The sequence below is a fragment of the Saccharopolyspora griseoalba genome, assembly GCF_042665275.1.
In the GTDB taxonomy this organism is placed as follows: domain Bacteria; phylum Actinomycetota; class Actinomycetes; order Mycobacteriales; family Pseudonocardiaceae; genus Saccharopolyspora; species Saccharopolyspora griseoalba.
Genome location: NZ_JBHTCJ010000007.1, coordinates 79,393 through 96,836, shown reverse-complemented (window position 1 = coordinate 96,836; position 17,444 = coordinate 79,393). Strand labels below are relative to the sequence as shown.

Here is a 17,444-nt window from a genome sequence, read left to right as displayed (position 1 = left end):
TGGAACGCTTGCCCGCGCCCGGCAATCCCGACCACCACTTCGTCATCGATCCGGCCAAGGCGGACTTCTGCGCCGTGGACGTCTACCGGACGCTGGACGTGCGCGACGCCGCCACCGAATTCGCCCACCGGGTGCTGGACTGCTGCGCGCTTTCCGACGGTGCGGCGCGCGCACCGATGCGGCGCAACGAGGCGAAGCTGACCTCGGGCGCGATCGCCGCGCGCAACGGCGATCTCGACGAAGCCGTGGGACGTGGTCTGGGCGCGCTCAGCGACTCGCGCAAGTGCCTGCCATCGCTGCTCGCCGCGGCGGCCGATCTCGACGCCGAGCTCCGCGAGCACCCCCGCGATCCGGTCCTCGCCCCGTGGTTCGAGGCGGTCAGCGCCCTGCGCGGGCCGGTGGCGCTCGGCAGCTAGGGCCCGCCGTTCCGGCGGTTGGTGCGGCGGGTCGGGGTTGCGGTGGTGGGGTCTTCGGGCCAGGGGTGCTTGGGGTAGCGGCCGCGGAGCTCGGCGCGGACCTGCGGATAGCCGGTGCGCCAGAAGGATTCGAGGTCGCCGGTGACCGCGGCCGGGCGTCCTGCCGGGGACAGCAGGTGCAGGACCACCGGCACCCGGCCGTCGGCGATGCGGGGTGCGCGGGTCCAGCCGAAGACCTCCTGGAGCTTGACCGGCAGCGCGGGTTCCTCGCCGCTGTAGTCGAGGCGGATCTTCGAGCCGGAGGGCACTTCGAGGCGGTCGGGCGCGAGTTCGTCGAAGCGGGCCGCCGCCGACCACGGCATGAGCCTGCGCAACAGCTGGCCCGCGTCCAGGCGCAGGTCGGCGCGCGTGCGCGCCCGGGAGAGCTCGGGTTCGAGCCAGTGCTCGGCGGCCTCGATCAGGGATTCGTCGTCGGTGGCCGGCCAGTCCTGGCCGAGCGCGCGGTGCAGGAAGCCGATGCGCTGGCGCAGCCGCCGCGCGTCGTCGTCCCAGTCCAGCAGCGCGAGTCCCGTGGTGCGCAGACCGTCGAGCAGCGCCGCGCGGACGCGCGCCGGGTCGGGATCGGCCAGCGGCCTGCTGGCCAGCTCGACGGCGCCGAGCCGTTCGGTGCGCGCGGCGCGCACGTCACCGCCGTCCCACGCGATCTCGTCGGTCTGGGACAGCAGCGCGGGCGCGGCGCGGCGGGCGAGTTCCTCGTCGGCGGGCGCGGCCAGCCGCACGGTCCCGGTGGAGCGCCCCGGGCTGCGGTCGGCGATGGCCACGGCGAGCCACTCGCTGCCGCGCAGCGGCGAACCCGCGGGCAGCTCCACCGCGGTTCCCGAGGCCATCAGGTAGGTCGTCGAGTCGGCGTGGCGGCGCCGGGCGAGCCGCTCCGGCTGCGCCAGAGCCGCCACCAGCGCCTCGTCCCCGCTGCCCGGGGTGTCCGGGACCGCGGTGCGCAGCCGCTCGACCTCGGCGCGCCAGCGCCTGTTGCCCGCGCGGCGCAGCTGGGCGAGCGCGGCGGACAGATCGGTCTCGCCGGAGGCGGTGTCGTCGTCCAGCAGCGCGACGACCTCGGCGGCGGTCCGGGAACCGGCCAGCTGCGCGCCGTCGAGCAGCGCGCGGGCCAAGCGCGGGTGCAGGCCGAGCCCGGCCATACGGCGGCCGCGCTCGGTCACCGAACCCGACCCGTCGAGGGCGCCGAGACCGCGCAGCACCTCGCGCCCGGCGGCCAGCGCACCGCCCGGCGGGGCGTCCCACCAGGACAGCGCCGAGCCGTCCGGGGTTCCCCAGCAGGCGAGTTCGAGGGCCAGCCTGGTGAGCTCGGCGGTGCGGATCTCCGGCTCGGGGTAGGCGGGCAGGGTGGCGTGCTCGTGCTCGGGCCAGCACCGGTAGACCGCACCCGGTCCCTGCCGTCCGGCTCGCCCGGCGCGCTGCTCGGCCACCGCGCGCGAGACCCGCACCGTCGCCAGGCCGGCGAGGCCGCGCCGGGTGTCGACCCGGGAGACCCGGGACAGCCCCGAGTCCACCACGGCGCGCACGCCGGGCACGGTCAAGCTGGACTCGGCGACCGCGGTGGCCAGCACGACGCGGCGCCGCGCGCCCGGCCGCAGCGCGGCGTCCTGCTCGCCGTGCGCCAGCCTGCCGTGCAGCGGAAGCACGTCCACATCGGACAGATCGGACAGCCGCTCGGAAACGCGCCGGATCTCCCCCGCTCCGGGCAGGAAGACCAGCACGTCACCGTCCTGTTCGGACAGCGCGGCGCGGGTGGCGCGAGCGGCGGTGTCCTCGACGCGTTCGCCGCGCAGCGGCGGCAGGTGCTCGGTGCGCACCGGGTGCGTGCGCGCCTCGGCGTGCAGCACCGGGGCGTCGTCGAGCAGCCCCGACACGCGTTCGGCGGCCACGGTCGCCGAGGTCGCCAGCACCTTCAGGTCCGGCCGCAGCCCACCGCGCGCGTCCAGCAGCAGCGCGAGCAGCAGGTCGGCGTCCAGGTGCCGCTCGTGGCACTCGTCGAGCACCACCACGTCCACCCCGGCCAGCTCCGGATCGGACTGCAACCGGCGCACCAGCAGCCCCGAGGTGACCACCTCGATCACCGTGCCCCGGCCGCGCCTGCGCTCGCCGCGCACCGAGTAGCCGACGCGCCCGCCGACCTCCTCCCCCAGCAGCTCGGCCATCCGGGCCGCGGCGGCCCTGGTGGCCAGCCGCCGCGGTTCCGCGACCACCACGCGCAGGCCGGCCTCGGCCAGCGCCAGCGGAACCAGAGTCGTCTTGCCCGTGCCCGGCGGGGCGACCAGCACCGCTGAGCCGCGTTCGATCAGCTGGGACACCACATCGCCGAGCACCGGCCGGATCGGCAGGTCGGGCAACTCGGGCGAGCGGTCAGACGAGGTCGTCATCCGCGGGATCGTGCTGGTAGATCGTCTGGCCGCGCAGCACCGTGCGCAGGCAGCGCGGCATCGGAGCGCCCGGCGAGAGGTCGGGCAGCGCGGGCACGCCCGCGCGCGGATCGGTCGACCAGCGCTGCACCCGCGAATCCGGCGCGGCCACCACGAGCTCCCCGGTCTCCCACACCGCGTAGGTCGCGGGAGCGCCGGGAACCAGGCTGCCGGTCACGCCGTCGTCGACGCCCGCGGCGCGCCAACCGCCGCGGGTGTGCGCGGTGAACGCCGCGCGCGGCGAGATGCCGAAGCCGTCGGTGCGGTGGTTGACCGCGGCCTGCACCGAGCGCCACGGGTCCACCGGCGTCACCGGCGCGTCCGAACCGAGCGCGAGCAGCACCCCGTTGGCCGCCAGCGCCGAGAACGGGTTGAGCCGGCCGCCGCGCGGCAGTCCGAGGCGCCGCGCGTACATGTCGCCGGTGCCGCCCCAGGTGGAGTCGAAGCGGGGCTGCACCGAGGCGGCCACGCCGTAGGAGCCGAGCTCGGCGGCCTGCGCCTCGTCGATCATCTCCAGGTGCTCCAGGCGGTGGCGCACCGCGGCCAGCGCGGGCACGCCGACGATCTCGGCGGCCTTGCGGAACCCGGCGCAGACCTCGGCGACCCCGGCGTCGCCGATCACGTGGAAACCCGCCTGCAGGCCCGCGCGGGTGCAGGTCACCAGGTGCTCGGCCACCGCATCGGCGTCGAGGTAGAGCACCCCGGACGTGCTCGGGTCGTCGGCGTAGGGCTCGCCGAGCGCCGCGGTGCGGGAACCGACCGCGCCGTCGACGAACAGGTCCCCGGCCAGCCCGCGGGCGCCGAGCTCCTCGGCCCGCTCGACCGCGCCCAACTCGCCCCAGTACCCCACGACCTCGGGCACCCCGCCCTGCTGCGAGAGCGCCAGCAGCTCGGCGAGGTCCTCGGCCCCGGAGATGTCCGGGCCCGCGCACTCGTGCACGCTGGCCACCCCTCGCGAGGCGGCCTGCTGCAGGAACGCCAGCTGCGCCTCCTTGCGCTGGCCGGAGCCCAGCGACTCGCGGGCGGCGCGGCGCGCGTGGTGGTGGGCCACCCGGGTCAGCGGGCCGTCGTCGCTCCAGCCCTCCGCGCCGCGGGCCAGCGGCGCCCGGTCGACCAGCGCGGTCGACACCAGCGCGGAGTGCACGTCGATGCGCGAGAGGTATACCGGGGCTCCCGCGGCGGCGGTGTCGATCTCCTCGCGCGTCGGGGGCCTGCGCTCGGGCCACCAGGTCTCGTCCCAGCCGTGGCCCCACACCAGCGCGCCCGGGTACTCGGCCACGTGATCGCGCAGCGCGTGCAGGAACTCGGTCAGCGATGCGCAGCCGGTCAGATCCAGCCCGCGCAGCAGCAGTCCGGTGGAAGTCGCGTGGACGTGGGCGTCGACGAAGGCCGGCGCGACGAACGCGCCGTCGAGGTCGACGACCTTGGCATCGGGGTGCAGCGCACGGCCGACCTCGTCGGCGCCGACCCACGAGACGACGCCGTCGGTGACGGCCATCGCGGTGGCGGCGGCGTCGGCGGGCGAGTGGATTCGGCCGCCGAGCAACAACGTGGTCTCGGGCATGTCCTTCGTGCTTTCCGCGTTCCGGGGTTTCAACTGCGCAGCCTCGCTCCCGGACGGTTCGCGGTGCATGAGCCCGCGATCGAACACGAGCCCCCGACCCGCCCCGGCAACGATCGTTCAAGCGAGCTTACCCGCCGCCGGCCGCGGGCTGACGTGACGTCGGCCGGATCAGTGGCGCGGCGGCTCGTCGAGGCGCTCGGCCTGCACCGATCGCGGCGGCAGGATGGTGGGCCCGACCCCCGGAGCTGGCGGGTCCTCGTCGACGGTAACGACCTCGCCGTCGATGAAGTCGCCGGGCCTTCCCGCCTGCCCGCGCATCCGCTGCTGGTGCAGCCACAGGTCGTCCTGCATCCGCTCCGAGCGCCGCTCGGCGGCCGCGATCATGCGCTTGCGCACCACCGCCCGCACCGGCGGCAGCAACAGCAGCAGGCCCGCGAGGCCGCTGATGAACCCGGGCACGACGATCAGCACGCCGGCCGCGGCCAGCAGCATCCCGTCGGAGATCTCCTTGTCGGCGGGCCTGCGCATCCGCGCGGCCTCGGTGAACTCGCGCAAGGTGCGGCGGCCTTCCCTGCGCAGCAACCACACGCCCAGCGCCGCGGCGGCCAGCAGCAGGCCGATGGTGGGCAGCGCACCGATCGCGTTGCCCAGCGCGGCCAGCACCGAGATCTCGGCCACCCCGGCGATCAGCAGGATCAACAGGACCCGCACGCACAACACCCCTCGAGTAGCAGTCACCCGTTCAACGAACGGGGTGGCGAAAATTCTCCCAGAAGGGGCGAGTGGTACGTCCGGTCACATCCACCCCTGCCGTGCGGGGCGATCGGCGCGCGGTTCGTAGACTCCAGGTGATGCGGGCGCGCAAATCGAGATCACTCCTCGTCCTGGTCGCCGCCGTCCTGCTGGGGCTGGCGGTGCTGACCAGCGATCTCTACCTGCCCGGCCTCCCCCAGCGGCCCGCCGAGCTGCCCGCCGCCGTGGTCACCGTCGGCGACTCCACCCTCTCCGGCGAAGGCGGGGGCAACTACGAACGCGGCACCAACGGCGAGAACGGCAACTGGTGCCACCGCTCCCCCGCCGCGCCGGTCAACCAGCTGCACCTGCCGCCCACGGTGACCCGCATCAACCTGGCCTGCTCGGGCGCCGGGTCCGCCGACCTGCAGATCGTCCCCGGCCCGGAGCGGTCGCAGGCCGAGCAGCTGGGCGAGCTGGCCCGCCGCTACCGGATCACCGACGTCGTGGTGGCCGTGGGCGCCAACGACGACCCGGACTTCATCGACACGGTCAACCGGTGCGTGGAGGCCTGGGTGCGGCGCGCGGAGGAGGGCTGCTCGGCGCAGCTGCGCGAGTCCTGGCCTCAGCACGTCGCGCAGATGCGGCCGAAGGTGCTGGCCGCGCTCGGCGACATCCGCCGGGTGCTCGACGAGGCCGGCTACACCCCGGCGAGCTACTCGCTGATCCTGCAGTCCTACGCCTCGCCGGTGGGCCCGGGGATCCGGCCGGAGCTGCACGGGCTGTCCGGTTGCCCGTTCCAGACCACCGACATGGCCTGGATCCGCGACACCGGGGTGCCGCAACTGTCGGCGGGCCTGCAGGCGGCCGCGCGCGAGGCCGGGGCGCGGTTCCTGGACCTCTCCCGGGCCGGGCGCGGGCACGAGGCCTGCACCGGCGACCCCCGGACGGCCGAGGGCGAGTGGTTCACCCGCCTGACCGTCGACTGGGAGAGCCTGCAGGACGACCGCCGCGCCCCGCACGCGATGCAGGAGTCGTTCCACCCCAACGCCGCCGGGCACGCCCAGATCGCCAGCTGCCTCGGCGAGTTCATGGCCACCGAGGACCGCCGCGCGGCCTGCCTCCCCGACGAGCGCGGCGACCTGCACGCCGTACCGGCCAGCGAGACGCGCTAACCGCGACGCACCGCCACGCGAAACCTTCCTAGATCGCCGGCGGGCGGTTCTCGAACGGCGTGGACAGCACGACGGTGGTGCGGGTGGAGACCTTGGCCGCCTCGCGGATCTGGCGCAGCAGCTCCTCCAGGCCCAGCGGGGATTCCACCCGCACCTGCAGGATGTAGGACTCGTCGCCGGCCACCGAGTAGCAGGACTCGATCTGCGGCAGGTGTTCCAGGCGCTGCGGGTAGTCGTCCGGGGCCGCCGGGTCGATCGGGGTCAGCGAGATGAACGCGGTCAGCGGCAACCCGATCTGGTCGCCGTCGACCTTGGCGGTGTAGCCCTGCAGGGCTCCCCGCTGTTCGAGCCGCCGCACCCGCTGGTGCACGGCCGACACGCTCAGCCCGACTCGTTCGGCGAGGTCGGTGAAGCTGCACCGGCCGTCCCACGCGAGCTCGCGCAGGATCGCCCGGTCGGTGGCCTCCAACGCGGCCGTTGCGCTCGTCCTGTCGTTCACGCGGGTAGCACCACCAGCTCGTGCGGTTGGTTGTTCACGCTCTCGACTCCGTCCGCGGTGACGATGACGATGTCCTCGATGCGGGCGCCCCACGTGCCCTGCTGGTAGATGCCGGGCTCGACGCTGAAGGCCATGCCCTCCTCCAGCGGCAGCTCGTTGCCGCCCACGATGTAGGGCTCCTCGTGCACGTCCAGGCCGATGCCGTGCCCGGTGCGGTGCACGAAGTTCTCGCCGAACCCGGCCGCGGCGATCGGCTCGCGGGCGGCGGCGTCGATGGACTCCGCGGTCGCCCCCGGGCGCACGGCACGCACGGCGGCGCGCTGCGCGGCCTGCAGCACCGCGTAGGTCTCGCGCACCTCGTCGCCGGGATCGCCGACGGCGTAGGTGCGGGTGCAGTCGGAGTTGTACCCGCTGCTGATCGGACCGCCGATGTCGACGACCACGACGTCACCGCGCTGGATGACCCGGTCGGAGACCGAGTGGTGCGGGCTGGCGCCGTTGGGCCCGGAGCCGACGATGACGAAGGCGGCCTCGGTGTGCCCCTCGGCCAGGATCGCCCCGGTGATGTCGGCCCCGACCTCGGCTTCGGTGCGACCGGGCTTGAGGAACTCGGCCATCCGCGCGTGCACGCGGTCGATGGCGGCACCGGCCTCGCGAAGCCCGGCGATCTCGGCGGCGTCCTTGCGCATCCGCAGCTCGCGCAGCACCGGGGAGGCCAGCACCTGCTCGGCACCGGGCAGCGCGCCGCGCAGCGGCAGGGTGTGCAGCGCGGGCATCGCGTCGGCCACCGCGATCCGCGCGGGCGAACCGAGCAGGTCGGCGACCATGCCGTGCGAGTCCTGCCCGTCGACCCAGGTCACCACCTCGATGCCGAGTTCGGCCAGCGGGACGTCGGCGTAGCCGGGGGCTTCGAGCTTGGGCACCACCAGCGCGGGCTTGCCGGTCGCGGGCAGCACCAGGCAGCTCAGCCGCTCGTGCGACTCCCCGCCGACTCCCAGCAGGTACTGCAGGTCGGATCCGGGGGTGATCAGCAGCGCGTCCAGATCGGAGGCGGCTGCGGTCTCCGCAGCGCGGGTCAGGCGGGCTGCGAGGACGGCGGGATCCTGCTTCAACGAGACAGTGGCCATGGTCCAAGCCTAATCCCGGGCCGCGCGCCCGCCGCCCGCGCGGTCCGGCGCGGCGAGATCGAAGACCGCCACCCAGGCGGCACCGGCCGAAGGCGTTCCGGCCTCGATCCGCGTGCGGTTCGAGGCCGGAACGCGGCGCGCGGAGCTCAGGCCGGGGTGGCGTCCAGGTCCTGCTCCAGCATGGCGGCCAGCTCGTCGAGCGCGGTCTCGTCGGCGCAGCTGAGCTCGACCTCCTCGCCGTGGTGCGCGCCCAGGCCCATCAGGCCCAGCACGCTGGCGGCGTCGACCGGTTCGCCGGCCTGCCCGTCGACGACCTTGGCGATGGTGACCTTCTCGGTCTGCGCCGCGGCGGCCTTGGCGAACAGGGCGGCGGGGCGGGCGTGCAGGCCGACCGAGGCGGCGATGCGGACGCGGCGTTCCATGCGATTTCCTCTCGGGTTCGTGGGGACTGGGTGGTTCTCAGGCGGCGACCGCGGTCTCGGCCGGCGCGGCGGCGGGCTGCGCGGCGGCGCGGCCGAACTGCTTGGCCAGCAGCACCGCCGCCGCCGACACCAGCGTGCCGATCACGATCGCCGCGAGGTACGGCAGCGGGTTGCCCACCAGCGGGGTCACGAAGATGCCTCCGTGCGGGGCGCGCAGGGTCGCGCCGAAGGTCATCGACAGCGCACCGGTGGTGGCCGCGCCGATGACGGCCGACGGGATGACCCGCAGCGGATCGGCCGCGGCGAACGGGATCGCGCCCTCGGTGATGAACGAGGCGCCCAGCAACCACGCGGTGCGCCCGTTGGCGCGCTCGGCCGGGGTGAACAGCTTGCCGCGCACCGCCGAGGCCAGGGCCAGCGCCAGCGGCGGGACCATGCCCGCGGCCATCACCGCGGCCATGATCTCCAGCGAGGTCGTGCCGCCGATGCTCAGGCCGCCCACCGCGAAGGTGTAGGCGACCTTGTTGATCGGCCCGCCCATGTCGAAGGCGATCATCGCGCCCAGCAGGGCGCCCAGCAGCGCCGCGTTCGCCCCGGACAGCCCGGTGAGCCAGTCGGTGAGCCCGGACATGGCCAGCGCGATCGGCTTGCCGACGACCACGAACATCAGCACGCCGACCACCAGCGTGCCCACCAGCGGCAGCACCACGACCGGCATGATCCCGGCGATGCCGCGCGGCACCTTGACGGTCTTGAGCGCGGCGATGACCGCACCGGCCAGCAGACCGGCCACCAGCCCGCCGAGGAACCCCGCTCCGACGGTGGTCGCGATGGCACCGCCGACGAAACCCGGTGCGATGGCGGGCCGGTCGGCGATGGCGAAGGCGATGAACCCGGCCAGCACCGGCACCAGGAACTCGAAGGCCGCCGAGCCGATCTGGTTGGCCAGCGCGGCCCAGGAGGTCAGGCTGGCGGCGTCGAAGTGGTCGGTGACCGGTGGCGCGTCGGTGATCTGGTAACCGCCGAGGGCGAAGCTCAGCGCGATCAGCAGACCGCCTGCGGCCACGAACGGGATCATGTAGCTCACGCCGGTCATCAGCCACTGCCGCAGCCTGCTGCCGAACCCGGCTCCGGGGACGACCTTGCTGTCCAGCGCCGATTCGGCCTCCTCGGCCGGGGCGGCGCCGGGTTCGGGCGCGGGCTCGCCGGCGGCCTCGGCGGCCCGCCCGAGCAGCCCGGGAGCGTCGTTGATGGCCTGCTTGACCGAGGCCTCCACGACCGGCTTGCCCGCGAAGCGCTCGCGGTCGCGCACCCCGACGTCGGCGGCGAAGATCACCGCGTCGGCGGCCCGGATGTCCTCGGCGGCCAGCGGGGTCGAGCCGGCCGAACCCTGGGTTTCGACCTGCAGCTCGTCCCCGTTGTCCTTGGCGGCCTGCTCCAGGGCCTCGGCGGCCATGTAGGTGTGCGCGATGCCGGTCGGGCAGGCGGTGACGGCGACGTACTTCACGGCGCGACCTCCTCGCTGACGTAGGCGGCCAGCGCGGCGCTGTCGGTGGTTTCCAGCAGCGTCCGCTTGAACTCCGCGCGCACCAGTCGCCGGGCGAGCGCGGCCAGCACCTTCATGTGCTCGTCCCCGCCGCCTTCCGGCGCGGCGATGAGGAAGATGAGCTTGGCGGGGCCGTCCTCGGCCCCGAAGTCGACGCCGGAGCGGCTGCGGCCGAAGGCCAGCGACGGCGCGGTCACCGCCGCCGAGCGGCAGTGCGGGATGCCGATGCCGCCTTCCAGGCCGGTGGGCATCTGCGCTTCGCGGGCCTCGACGTCGGCCAAGAAGGCCTCCAGGTCGGTGACCCGCCCCGCGTCGACCAGCCGCTGCGCGAGGTCGCGCACCACGGCTTCGCGGTCGGTGCCGGTCAGGTCCAGGTCGACGAGGTCCTGGGTGATCAGTTCGGTAGTCATGCAGCCACTCCGCTGAGGCTCACTGTTCTGTCCACTGCGTCCACCCGCACCGCTTGCGGGTGGACGTCGTCCGGGCCGGGCATGCGGCTTCCCGCCAGCCCGACCGCGGCCGTGCCGTAGGCGACCGCGCTGCGCAGCGCGACCTCCTCGGTTCCGCTCGCGCGCAGGAATCCGGCGAGCATCGCATCGCCCGCTCCGACCGTGCTGCGCACCTCGGTGGCGCGAGCGGTGGCGTACCGCGCGCCGTTCGCACCCACCAGCACCGCGCCCAGCCGTCCGAGGCTGACCAGCACGGCGCCCACGCCACCGGCGCGCAGCCGGTCGGCGACGTCGAGCACGTCGCCGAGATCGCGCAGCGGCCCGCCCGCGACCTCGGCCAGCTCGGCGAGGTTCGGCTTGACCAGGTCGGGCCCGGCCTGGCAGGCGAGCCCCAGCGGCGCGCCGGAGGTGTCGACGGCGACCCGGGTCCCCGCGGCCCGCGCCGCGGTCACGACGCGGGCGTGCAGGTCCTGCGGACATCCGTCGGGCAAGCTGCCGCAGGTCACCAGCCACTCGGCGCGCCCGGCCAGCTCGGCCACCGAGGTCTCCAGCGCGGCGACCTCGGCCGCGGTCAGCTGCGGGCCGGGCTCGTTGAACTTGCTGGTGGTGCCGTCGGACTCGACCACCGCGATGTTGCTGCGGGTGGGCGCGTGCACCGGCACCTCGACCACCGGCACCGCTTCGGGCGCGAGCAGCTCGGCCAGCCGCGCGCCCTCGGCGCCCCCGGAGGGAAGCACGGCCAGCGTGGGAACGCCGGCGGCGGCCAGCGCCCGCGCCACGTTCACGCCCTTGCCGCCGGGATCGAGGTGCACCCGCCGGGCGCGGTGCACCTCGCCGGGGTCGAGCCGGTCGACCTGCACCGTGCGGTCCAGGCTGGGGTTGGGCGTCACGGTCACGATCACGCCAGCACCACCTCCGCCTCGGTGCGCTTGATCTCGTCGACGGCGGCCTCGTCGAGGCCGCCGTCGGTGATCACCACGTCGATCTCGGCGAGCTCGGCGAACCGGCTGAACCGGTCGTCGCCGTACTTGCTGTGGTCGGCTAGCAGCACCCGCTTGCGGCTGGCCGCCACCATCGCGGCCTTCACCGCGGACTCGGCCGGGTCCGGCGTGGTGCACCCGCGCTCGACCGAGAAGCCGTTGGTGCCGAAGAACCCGACGTCGACGGTCAGCCCGCGCAGCACGTCCAGCGCCCAGGACTCCACGGTGGCCAGCGTCGTGCCGCGGATCCGGCCGCCGAGCAGGTGCACGTTGTAGTTGGTGCGGGTGGCCAGCTGGTTGGCCGCGGGCAGCGAGTTGGTCACCACGGTCAGCTCCCGGTCGGCGGGCAGCAGACCGGCCAGCCTGGCGGTCGTGGTGCCCGCGTCGAGCAGCACCGTGCCCCGGGCGGGGACCTGGTCGAACGCGGCCTTGGCGATGCGCTCCTTGTCCCCGGCGTTGGTCTGGTCGCGCAACGAGACGCCGGGCTCGAAGTCGAGCCGCTCCACCGGGATGGCACCGCCGTAGACGCGCCGCAGCAGCCCCTGCCGTTCCAGCGCGGCGAGATCGCGGCGGATCGTTTCGGGAGCCACCTCGAACTCGGCCGCCGCGGCGGTGACGTCGATGCGCCCGTCGCGTCGTGCCCGCTGCGCCAGCAGCTGCTGGCGCTCCGCCCCGTACATGCCCGTTTTCCTCCGATTGCTGTTTGGTGTTGCCTGATTCTGCCCTGTGTTGTCATATTGTCAAGGCTTCGTTGAGACGGGGGAAACCTCGGCACGGTTGGGAGAGGTGCATGTCCACGCTGCGGGGAGTCGGTGTCAGCCCGGGTCGGGCGGCGGGCCCGGTGTTGTTGGTTCCGGACCGGTTGCCCGAACCGGATCGCGGTCCGCGGCCCGCCGACCCGGAGGCCGAGGCGGCGCGCATCCGCCCGGCCGCCGAGGCCGTCGCCCGGCGCTTGCGCGACCGCGCCGGGGCGTCCGCCGGCGAGGCCGCGGCGCTGCTGGAGGTGACCGCGGCGATGGCCACCGACCCGGCGCTTCTGGACAAGGCCGAACGGGCCGTCGCCGAGCGGCTGCTGCCCGCACCGCGCGCGGTGTTCGAGGCAGCCGCCGAGTTCGCCGATGCGCTGGCCGCCGCGGGCGGCTACCTGGCCGAGCGGGTTCGCGACGTGCACGACGTGCGCGACCGCGTGGTCGCCGAGCTGACCGGCGCGGTCGCGCCCGGAGTGCCGGCCCCGGAGGGCCCGAGCGTCCTGCTGGCCCGCGACCTGGCCCCCGCCGACACCGCCGATCTCGACCCCGATCTGGTGCTGGCGCTGGTGACCGAGGAGGGCGGCCCGACCGGGCACACCGCGATCCTGGCCCGCGCGCTGGGCATCCCCGCGGTCGTCGCCGCCCGCGGCGTGCTCACCGGAACCGGTGGCGGAGCCCGGGTGGACGGCGCCTCCGGAACCGTCGAGCTCGTCGACGAGGCCGTCGCACCGCAGGCCGCCGAGCGCACCCACCGCCGGTGGCGCGGCGCCGGCGGCACCTCCGACGGGCACCCGGTGAAGCTGCTGGCCAACGTCGGTTCCGCGGCCGACGCGAAGTCGGCCCTGGAAGCCGGGGCGGCGGGTTCGGGGTTGTTCCGCACCGAGTTCTGCTTCCTGGACGCGGCGACCGAACCGTCCGAGGCCGCCCAGCGCGCGGCCTACGCCGAGGTGCTGCGCCCCTTCGCGGGCAAGCCGGTCGTGGTGCGCACGCTGGACGCCGGGGCGGACAAGCCGCTGCCGTTCCTGGAGAGCGCGGCCGAGCCCAACCCCGCGCTGGGGGTGCGCGGGCTGCGCATCGCCTTCGAGCACCCCGGGGTGCTGGACCGCCAGCTGGCCGCGATCGTCTCGGCCGCCGCCGAGACCGGAGCGGAGGTCTCGGTGATGGCACCGATGGTGGCCACGCCGGACGAAGCGGCGTGGTTCGCCGAGCGGGCCCGCGCGGCCGGCGCGAGCCGCGCCGGGGTCATGGTCGAGACGCCCGCGGCGGCGCTGTGCGCCGAGGAGCTGCTGGCCGAGGTGGACTTCGCCAGCATCGGCACCAACGACCTGGCCCAGTACACCTGCGCCGCCGACCGGATGACCGGCGCGCTCGCCGCGCTCAACGACCCGTGGCAGCCGGCGCTGCTGCGGCTGATCGCCGCGCTGGGCCGGGCCGCGGGCGAGCTGGGCAAGCCGGTGGGCGTGTGCGGCGAGGCCGCCGCCGACCCCGCGCTGGCCGGGGTGCTGGTCGGGCTGGGGGTCAGCAGCCTGTCGATGACCGCGGCGGCGCTGCCCGCGGTCGGCGCGGCGCTGGCCGAGCACGCCCTGCCGGACTGGCAGCGCGCGGCCGAGGCCGCGATCGGCGCAGGTGGCGCCGCCGGGGCCCGCGAGCGCGCGAACGCCGCGTTGCGGGACTGACCGGGCAGGTCGGGCGCGAGCGCGCCTGCGGGCGTGACAAGCTGGGACGCGTGACTGGTCCGCTCATGCTCGTCGACTCGGCAGGGTTGTGGTTCCGCTCGTACTACGCGCTGCCGGATTCGCTGACCGCCCCCGATGGCACGCCGGTGAACTCGGTGCGCGGGTTCTGCGACATGCTCGCCCGGCTGATCTCCGAACGCCGCCCGTCGCGGCTGGTGGCGTGCTTGGACAACGACTGGCGCCCGGAGTTCCGCGTGCGGGCGCTGCCGTCGTACAAGACCCACCGGGTGGCCGAGGAGGACTCGGATGCCGAGGAGGTCCCGGATGCGCTCTCGCCGCAGATCCCGGTGATCCTGGAGGTCCTCGACGCGGCGGGCATCACCACCGCCGAGGCCGAGGGCTACGAGGCCGACGACGTCATCGGCGCGCTGGCCGACCGCGAGCGCACCGATCCGGTGGAGGTGGTCACCGGCGACCGCGACCTGTTCCAGCTGGTCCGCGCCGAGCCCCAGATCCGGGTGATCTACATCGGGGCCGGGCTGAACAAGGCGCAGGACTACGGACCGGCGGAGCTGGCCGAGAAGTACGCGCTGACCGTCGAGCGCGCGGGCGACGATTACGCCGACATGGCGATCCTGCGCGGCGACCCCTCGGACGGCCTGCCGGGCGTGGCCGGGATCGGCGAGAAGACCGCGGCGAAGCTGATCACGCAGTTCGGGTCGCTGGATGCGCTGCTGGCCGGCGCGACCTCCGGGGACAAGCGGGTGACGCCCCGGAACCGGGAGAAGCTGGCCGAGGCCGCGCAGTACCTCGCCGCCGCGCCCGCGGTGGTCCGCGTGGTGCGCGACGCCCCGGTCGTCGCCGACCGGGAGGGCGATGCCCTGCCGCGGGGCGCGGCGGACGTGGCCCGGCTGCGCGAACTGCAGTCGACCTGGGGCCTGGGCGCGAGCATCGACCGGCTCATCACCGCGCTGGAGGGCTGAGCCCTCGCAGCCGTTCCGCAGGGCCCGACTCGCCACCGGCGTGTCGGGCCCTGCGCTTCTCCGCTCCCCGCTGAGCGCCTCGACGTCCGGAGCGACCCCGTCCCGACACGCCGACGGCGAGTCGGGAAATCGATTGCGGGGCATGGGAGCTGCGGAGTCGAGGATCGACTACGGCCCGATTCGGTTCAGCGGCACCGGATTTCGAACACGTCCGCCATCAATCACTCCACCGAGCGATCGAAACTCTGTTTGATCGATGTCATGCTCGGTGCATGGCAACCGGATTCAGCACCGTCCCCAGTACGCTGTTCACCACGCTCCCGATCAGCACCCCCGAGCACGCCCGCCGGATCGCGAGCCGATCGCGCTCCGGAATCGCTCCACGAGCGCGAGCCCGAGCGCCGGATTCCCCGTGACGCGACCACTTTCACCGGCCGTCGGTGCGGTGGCGGCCGACCGGACCGAAGCGCCTCGACGCGGGCTCGCAGCTTGAAAACTCCAGAGTGGACATACGAGAACGCTAGGGATCGCGTCGAACCTCTTTCGGTGAGCCGGCGAGCAGCTCGCGCCGCCGGAGGTTCTCAGCGGCTTCGCGGCGAGCACGTCGTGACGCCGCGGATCGGCACGCACGAGGAACGACGCGCGAGCCCGGGAGGCCGCTGAGGTTCTCCCACCCGCACCGCCGATCAGGACGGCTTCGATGCGCACCCTAGAAGCCCGTGCCGCACCACGGGCTCCGCGCCGTGACGAACAGCGCGTCGGCCGCGGCCGCCGATGCCGGCGTGCGCTCCTCGACGAGGCCGGCGGCGGCGAGATCGGTGACGCGGCGGTCGCCGAGGTAGACCACCGCCAGAACCGCCACGTCGAGGCCGAGGTCCGGTGCCGCATCGGTGCTCTCGGCGCCCTGCGCGGTGATGCGGTACCGCCCCGCGTTGGCGGGCAGGAACGCGTCGCGGACCTCGATCACCACCGGGTCGCCCGGGCCGTAGCTGCGAGCGCGCAGAGCGGTCGGCACGTCGAGCAGCCGCAACCACAGGTCGTCCCCGACGTTGGTGGTGCGGCAGGCCCGCGAGTCGGCGAGCAACCACTCGATCGGTTCGTCGAGCGGGCGCTCGTGGCCGTTGATCGAGCCGACGAGGTCGACGCCGAACAGGAACCGCCACAGCTCGGCGGCTGCGGTCGCGTCGGCGGCCACGAGGTCGTAGACCTCGAGCGAATCAGCCGATTTCGCGGGCTCGTAGAGCACGTACCCGTCGTCCGCACCCGACTCGTCGGAGTGCACCGCGACGGTGGCGCCCTTGCCGGTCCGGTGCTGCTTGCGGGCCGGCCACCAGGCGTCCGGCCGGTCGATGAGCCCCGCCCGGTCGTCCCGGCAGGCCTGGTACAGCGCGCGCATTCGCTCGCCCGCCTGCTCGCGCGGCAGGATCCGGACCCGGCCGCCGCGCGGCGCGGTCTCGCGCAACCGGGCTCGGCCGCGGTCGATCTCGACCTCGCGGCACCGGGTGGCCGGGCCGTAGCCGAAGCGCTCGTAGATGACCGCCTCGCTGGCGTGCAGCATCGCGACGACCTCGCCGCGCGCCGCGGCGTCGTCGAGCTGCTCGCGCATCAGCGCGGTGAGCAGCCCCCGGCGGGTCCGGTCCGCGCGCACGCCGACCCCGGTCACGGCCGCCGCGGGTACCCGCCGCCCGCCGGGAACGGTCAGGTCGTTGGACATCGACATCACGGTGCCGACGAGCTCCCCGTCGACGTGGGCGCCGAGCACCCTTCCGGCCTCGTAGCGGTCCTTGGTCCCCGCCCAGCGCTCGTCGTCCATCGGGGCGACCAGGAGCGTCTGCAGGAACAGGTCGCTCGCGGCCCGGTACTCGGATTCGGTCAGCACTCGCACATCGGGATCGCTCACGCGCCCGATCGTGCCGGGCGCACCCGCGGGTGCGCGACCGGTTTTCCGGTCGCGCACCGGATCACTTCGGGTGGCCGACCTCGTAGACCCCTTCGGCGTTCTTGACCGTGATCGTGACGGTCTTGTCCTGGCCGTCGACCCGGACCTGGCACTGGAAGCTGTTGCCGGGCTCGACCTCCTGGCCGTCCGGGCAGGTCACCCCGGAAACGCCCGGGATGCCGTAGGAGTCCTTGAGCGTCTGCTCGACGCCCTTCTGCACGCTGCCGGCGTCGAACACCGAGCTCACGAACCACCCGGGCGTGATGAAACCGAGCACGCACACCACGGCGATCACGAGCAGCCCGCCGAGACCGCCGAGCACCCACGGCAGCGCCTTGCGCTTCTTGCGCGGTGGCTCCGGCTGGAAGCCGAAGCCACCCGGCGAGGGGTAGAACGGCTGCGGCTGGCCGTAACCGTACTGCTGCTGCGGTTGCGGCGGGGCCTGCGGCGGCTGCTGGGGTTGTGCCTGCGGTGCGGGCTGCTGCGGCGGCGGGGCCTGCGGCGGCTGCTGCGGGGCGTACCCGCCCGACGGCGGGTACCCCGGCGGCATCCCACCAGGTTGCATCCCGGGCCCCTGCGGCTGCTGCCCCCACTGGGGGTAACCCCCTTGCGGGCCGTAGGGGGACGACATTGGCACCTCCGGAAGAGCTCTCGGGCGTGAGCCGACGGTCAACGATCCAACCACAGCGGGACGCGGGCGTGGACAGCCC

Annotated in this window: 16 protein-coding genes; 4 read left to right on the top strand and 12 right to left on the bottom strand. The window is 74.5% G+C overall.

What is annotated here, in order from left to right; translation table 11 throughout:
* The first annotated feature begins 8 nt into the window (after positions 1–8).
* Complete coding sequence (locus ACFQRI_RS15135) at positions 9–416, top strand: hypothetical protein (RefSeq protein ID WP_380668929.1); 408 nt, start codon at positions 9–11, stop codon at positions 414–416.
* On the opposite strand, the gene hrpB is transcribed toward ACFQRI_RS15135, so the two are convergent.
* From hrpB to ACFQRI_RS15120, 3 genes are all read right to left on the bottom strand, one after another.
* Positions 413–2,854, bottom strand: coding sequence for an ATP-dependent helicase HrpB (hrpB, locus tag ACFQRI_RS15130; protein ID WP_380668927.1), 2,442 nt, complete (start codon positions 2,852–2,854; stop codon positions 413–415). The genes ACFQRI_RS15135 and hrpB overlap by 4 nt on opposite strands.
* A complete protein-coding gene (locus ACFQRI_RS15125; RefSeq protein ID WP_380668925.1) occupies positions 2,838–4,457 on the bottom strand; it encodes an amidohydrolase in 1,620 nt (539 codons plus the stop codon). Before ACFQRI_RS15125 ends, hrpB begins: the two co-directional genes overlap by 17 nt.
* A gap of 168 nt (positions 4,458–4,625) precedes the next feature.
* Positions 4,626–5,168 carry an FxsA family protein gene (locus ACFQRI_RS15120; RefSeq protein WP_380668923.1) on the bottom strand — a complete coding sequence of 181 codons (543 nt, stop codon included), beginning with the start codon at positions 5,166–5,168 and terminating at the stop codon, positions 4,626–4,628.
* 140 nt (positions 5,169–5,308) lie between these two features.
* On the opposite strand from ACFQRI_RS15120, the gene ACFQRI_RS15115 reads away from it, so the two are divergent.
* On the top strand, positions 5,309–6,364 hold the full coding sequence (locus ACFQRI_RS15115) for a GDSL-type esterase/lipase family protein (RefSeq protein ID WP_380668921.1): 1,056 nt from the start codon (positions 5,309–5,311) through the stop codon (positions 6,362–6,364).
* Between the two features lie 28 nt (positions 6,365–6,392).
* On the opposite strand, the gene ACFQRI_RS15110 is transcribed toward ACFQRI_RS15115, so the two are convergent.
* From ACFQRI_RS15110 to ACFQRI_RS15080, 7 genes are all read right to left on the bottom strand, one after another.
* On the bottom strand, positions 6,393–6,833 hold the full coding sequence (locus ACFQRI_RS15110) for an Lrp/AsnC family transcriptional regulator (protein WP_380669375.1): 441 nt from the start codon (positions 6,831–6,833) through the stop codon (positions 6,393–6,395).
* 26 nt (positions 6,834–6,859) lie between these two features.
* On the bottom strand, positions 6,860–7,990 hold the full coding sequence (locus ACFQRI_RS15105) for a M24 family metallopeptidase (protein WP_380668919.1): 1,131 nt from the start codon (positions 7,988–7,990) through the stop codon (positions 6,860–6,862).
* Between the two features lie 146 nt (positions 7,991–8,136).
* A complete protein-coding gene (locus tag ACFQRI_RS15100) occupies positions 8,137–8,412 on the bottom strand; it encodes an HPr family phosphocarrier protein (RefSeq protein ID WP_380668917.1) in 276 nt (91 codons plus the stop codon).
* Between the two features lie 37 nt (positions 8,413–8,449).
* Positions 8,450–9,919 carry a PTS fructose transporter subunit IIC gene (locus ACFQRI_RS15095; RefSeq protein WP_380668915.1) on the bottom strand — a complete coding sequence of 490 codons (1,470 nt, stop codon included), beginning with the start codon at positions 9,917–9,919 and terminating at the stop codon, positions 8,450–8,452.
* On the bottom strand, positions 9,916–10,368 hold the full coding sequence (locus ACFQRI_RS15090; protein WP_380668913.1) for a PTS sugar transporter subunit IIA: 453 nt from the start codon (positions 10,366–10,368) through the stop codon (positions 9,916–9,918). Before ACFQRI_RS15090 ends, ACFQRI_RS15095 begins: the two co-directional genes overlap by 4 nt.
* Positions 10,365–11,309: a 1-phosphofructokinase gene (gene pfkB / locus ACFQRI_RS15085; protein WP_380668911.1), complete on the bottom strand. Its 945-nt coding sequence runs from the start codon at positions 11,307–11,309 to the stop codon at positions 10,365–10,367. The genes ACFQRI_RS15090 and pfkB overlap by 4 nt, the downstream gene beginning before the upstream one ends.
* A complete protein-coding gene (locus ACFQRI_RS15080; RefSeq protein ID WP_380668909.1) occupies positions 11,306–12,067 on the bottom strand; it encodes a DeoR/GlpR family DNA-binding transcription regulator in 762 nt (253 codons plus the stop codon). Before ACFQRI_RS15080 ends, pfkB begins: the two co-directional genes overlap by 4 nt.
* A 110-nt stretch (positions 12,068–12,177) precedes the next feature.
* Here ACFQRI_RS15080 and ACFQRI_RS15075 point away from each other — a divergent pair, with 110 nt between their 5' ends.
* Together ACFQRI_RS15075 and ACFQRI_RS15070 are read left to right on the top strand one after the other, a co-directional pair.
* A complete protein-coding gene (locus ACFQRI_RS15075) occupies positions 12,178–13,812 on the top strand; it encodes a putative PEP-binding protein (RefSeq protein ID WP_380668907.1) in 1,635 nt (544 codons plus the stop codon).
* A 65-nt stretch (positions 13,813–13,877) separates the two neighbouring features.
* Positions 13,878–14,795 carry a 5'-3' exonuclease gene (locus ACFQRI_RS15070; RefSeq protein ID WP_380669373.1) on the top strand — a complete coding sequence of 306 codons (918 nt, stop codon included), beginning with the start codon at positions 13,878–13,880 and terminating at the stop codon, positions 14,793–14,795.
* A 709-nt stretch (positions 14,796–15,504) separates the two neighbouring features.
* Here ACFQRI_RS15070 and ACFQRI_RS15065 read toward each other — a convergent pair.
* Positions 15,505–16,695 (bottom strand): GNAT family N-acetyltransferase, encoded by a 1,191-nt coding sequence (locus ACFQRI_RS15065; RefSeq protein ID WP_380668905.1) that lies wholly within the window; start codon positions 16,693–16,695, stop codon positions 15,505–15,507.
* A gap of 61 nt (positions 16,696–16,756) precedes the next feature.
* The gene (locus ACFQRI_RS15060) at positions 16,757–17,284 is read right to left on the bottom strand and encodes a DUF4333 domain-containing protein (RefSeq protein WP_380668903.1); all 528 of its coding nucleotides are present in this window, start codon (positions 17,282–17,284) and stop codon (positions 16,757–16,759) included.
* Positions 17,285–17,444: the final 160 nt, after the last annotated feature.

What these genes read in the sequence shown, in the direction of transcription:
- hrpB (WP_380668927.1), bottom strand. Translation starts at nt 2,854, where the DNA reads ATGACGACCTCGTCTGACCGCTCGCCCGAGTTGCCCGACCTGCCGATC.
- ACFQRI_RS15125 (WP_380668925.1), bottom strand. Translation starts at nt 4,457, where the DNA reads ATGCCCGAGACCACGTTGTTGCTCGGCGGCCGAATCCACTCGCCCGCC.
- ACFQRI_RS15115 (WP_380668921.1), top strand. Translation starts at nt 5,309, where the DNA reads ATGCGGGCGCGCAAATCGAGATCACTCCTCGTCCTGGTCGCCGCCGTC.
- ACFQRI_RS15105 (WP_380668919.1), bottom strand. Translation starts at nt 7,990, where the DNA reads ATGGCCACTGTCTCGTTGAAGCAGGATCCCGCCGTCCTCGCAGCCCGC.
- ACFQRI_RS15100 (WP_380668917.1), bottom strand. Translation starts at nt 8,412, where the DNA reads ATGGAACGCCGCGTCCGCATCGCCGCCTCGGTCGGCCTGCACGCCCGC.
- ACFQRI_RS15090 (WP_380668913.1), bottom strand. Translation starts at nt 10,368, where the DNA reads ATGACTACCGAACTGATCACCCAGGACCTCGTCGACCTGGACCTGACC.
- ACFQRI_RS15080 (WP_380668909.1), bottom strand. Translation starts at nt 12,067, where the DNA reads ATGTACGGGGCGGAGCGCCAGCAGCTGCTGGCGCAGCGGGCACGACGC.
- ACFQRI_RS15075 (WP_380668907.1), top strand. Translation starts at nt 12,178, where the DNA reads ATGTCCACGCTGCGGGGAGTCGGTGTCAGCCCGGGTCGGGCGGCGGGC.
- ACFQRI_RS15070 (WP_380669373.1), top strand. Translation starts at nt 13,878, where the DNA reads ATGCTCGTCGACTCGGCAGGGTTGTGGTTCCGCTCGTACTACGCGCTG.
- ACFQRI_RS15060 (WP_380668903.1), bottom strand. Translation starts at nt 17,284, where the DNA reads ATGCCGCCGGGGTACCCGCCGTCGGGCGGGTACGCCCCGCAGCAGCCG.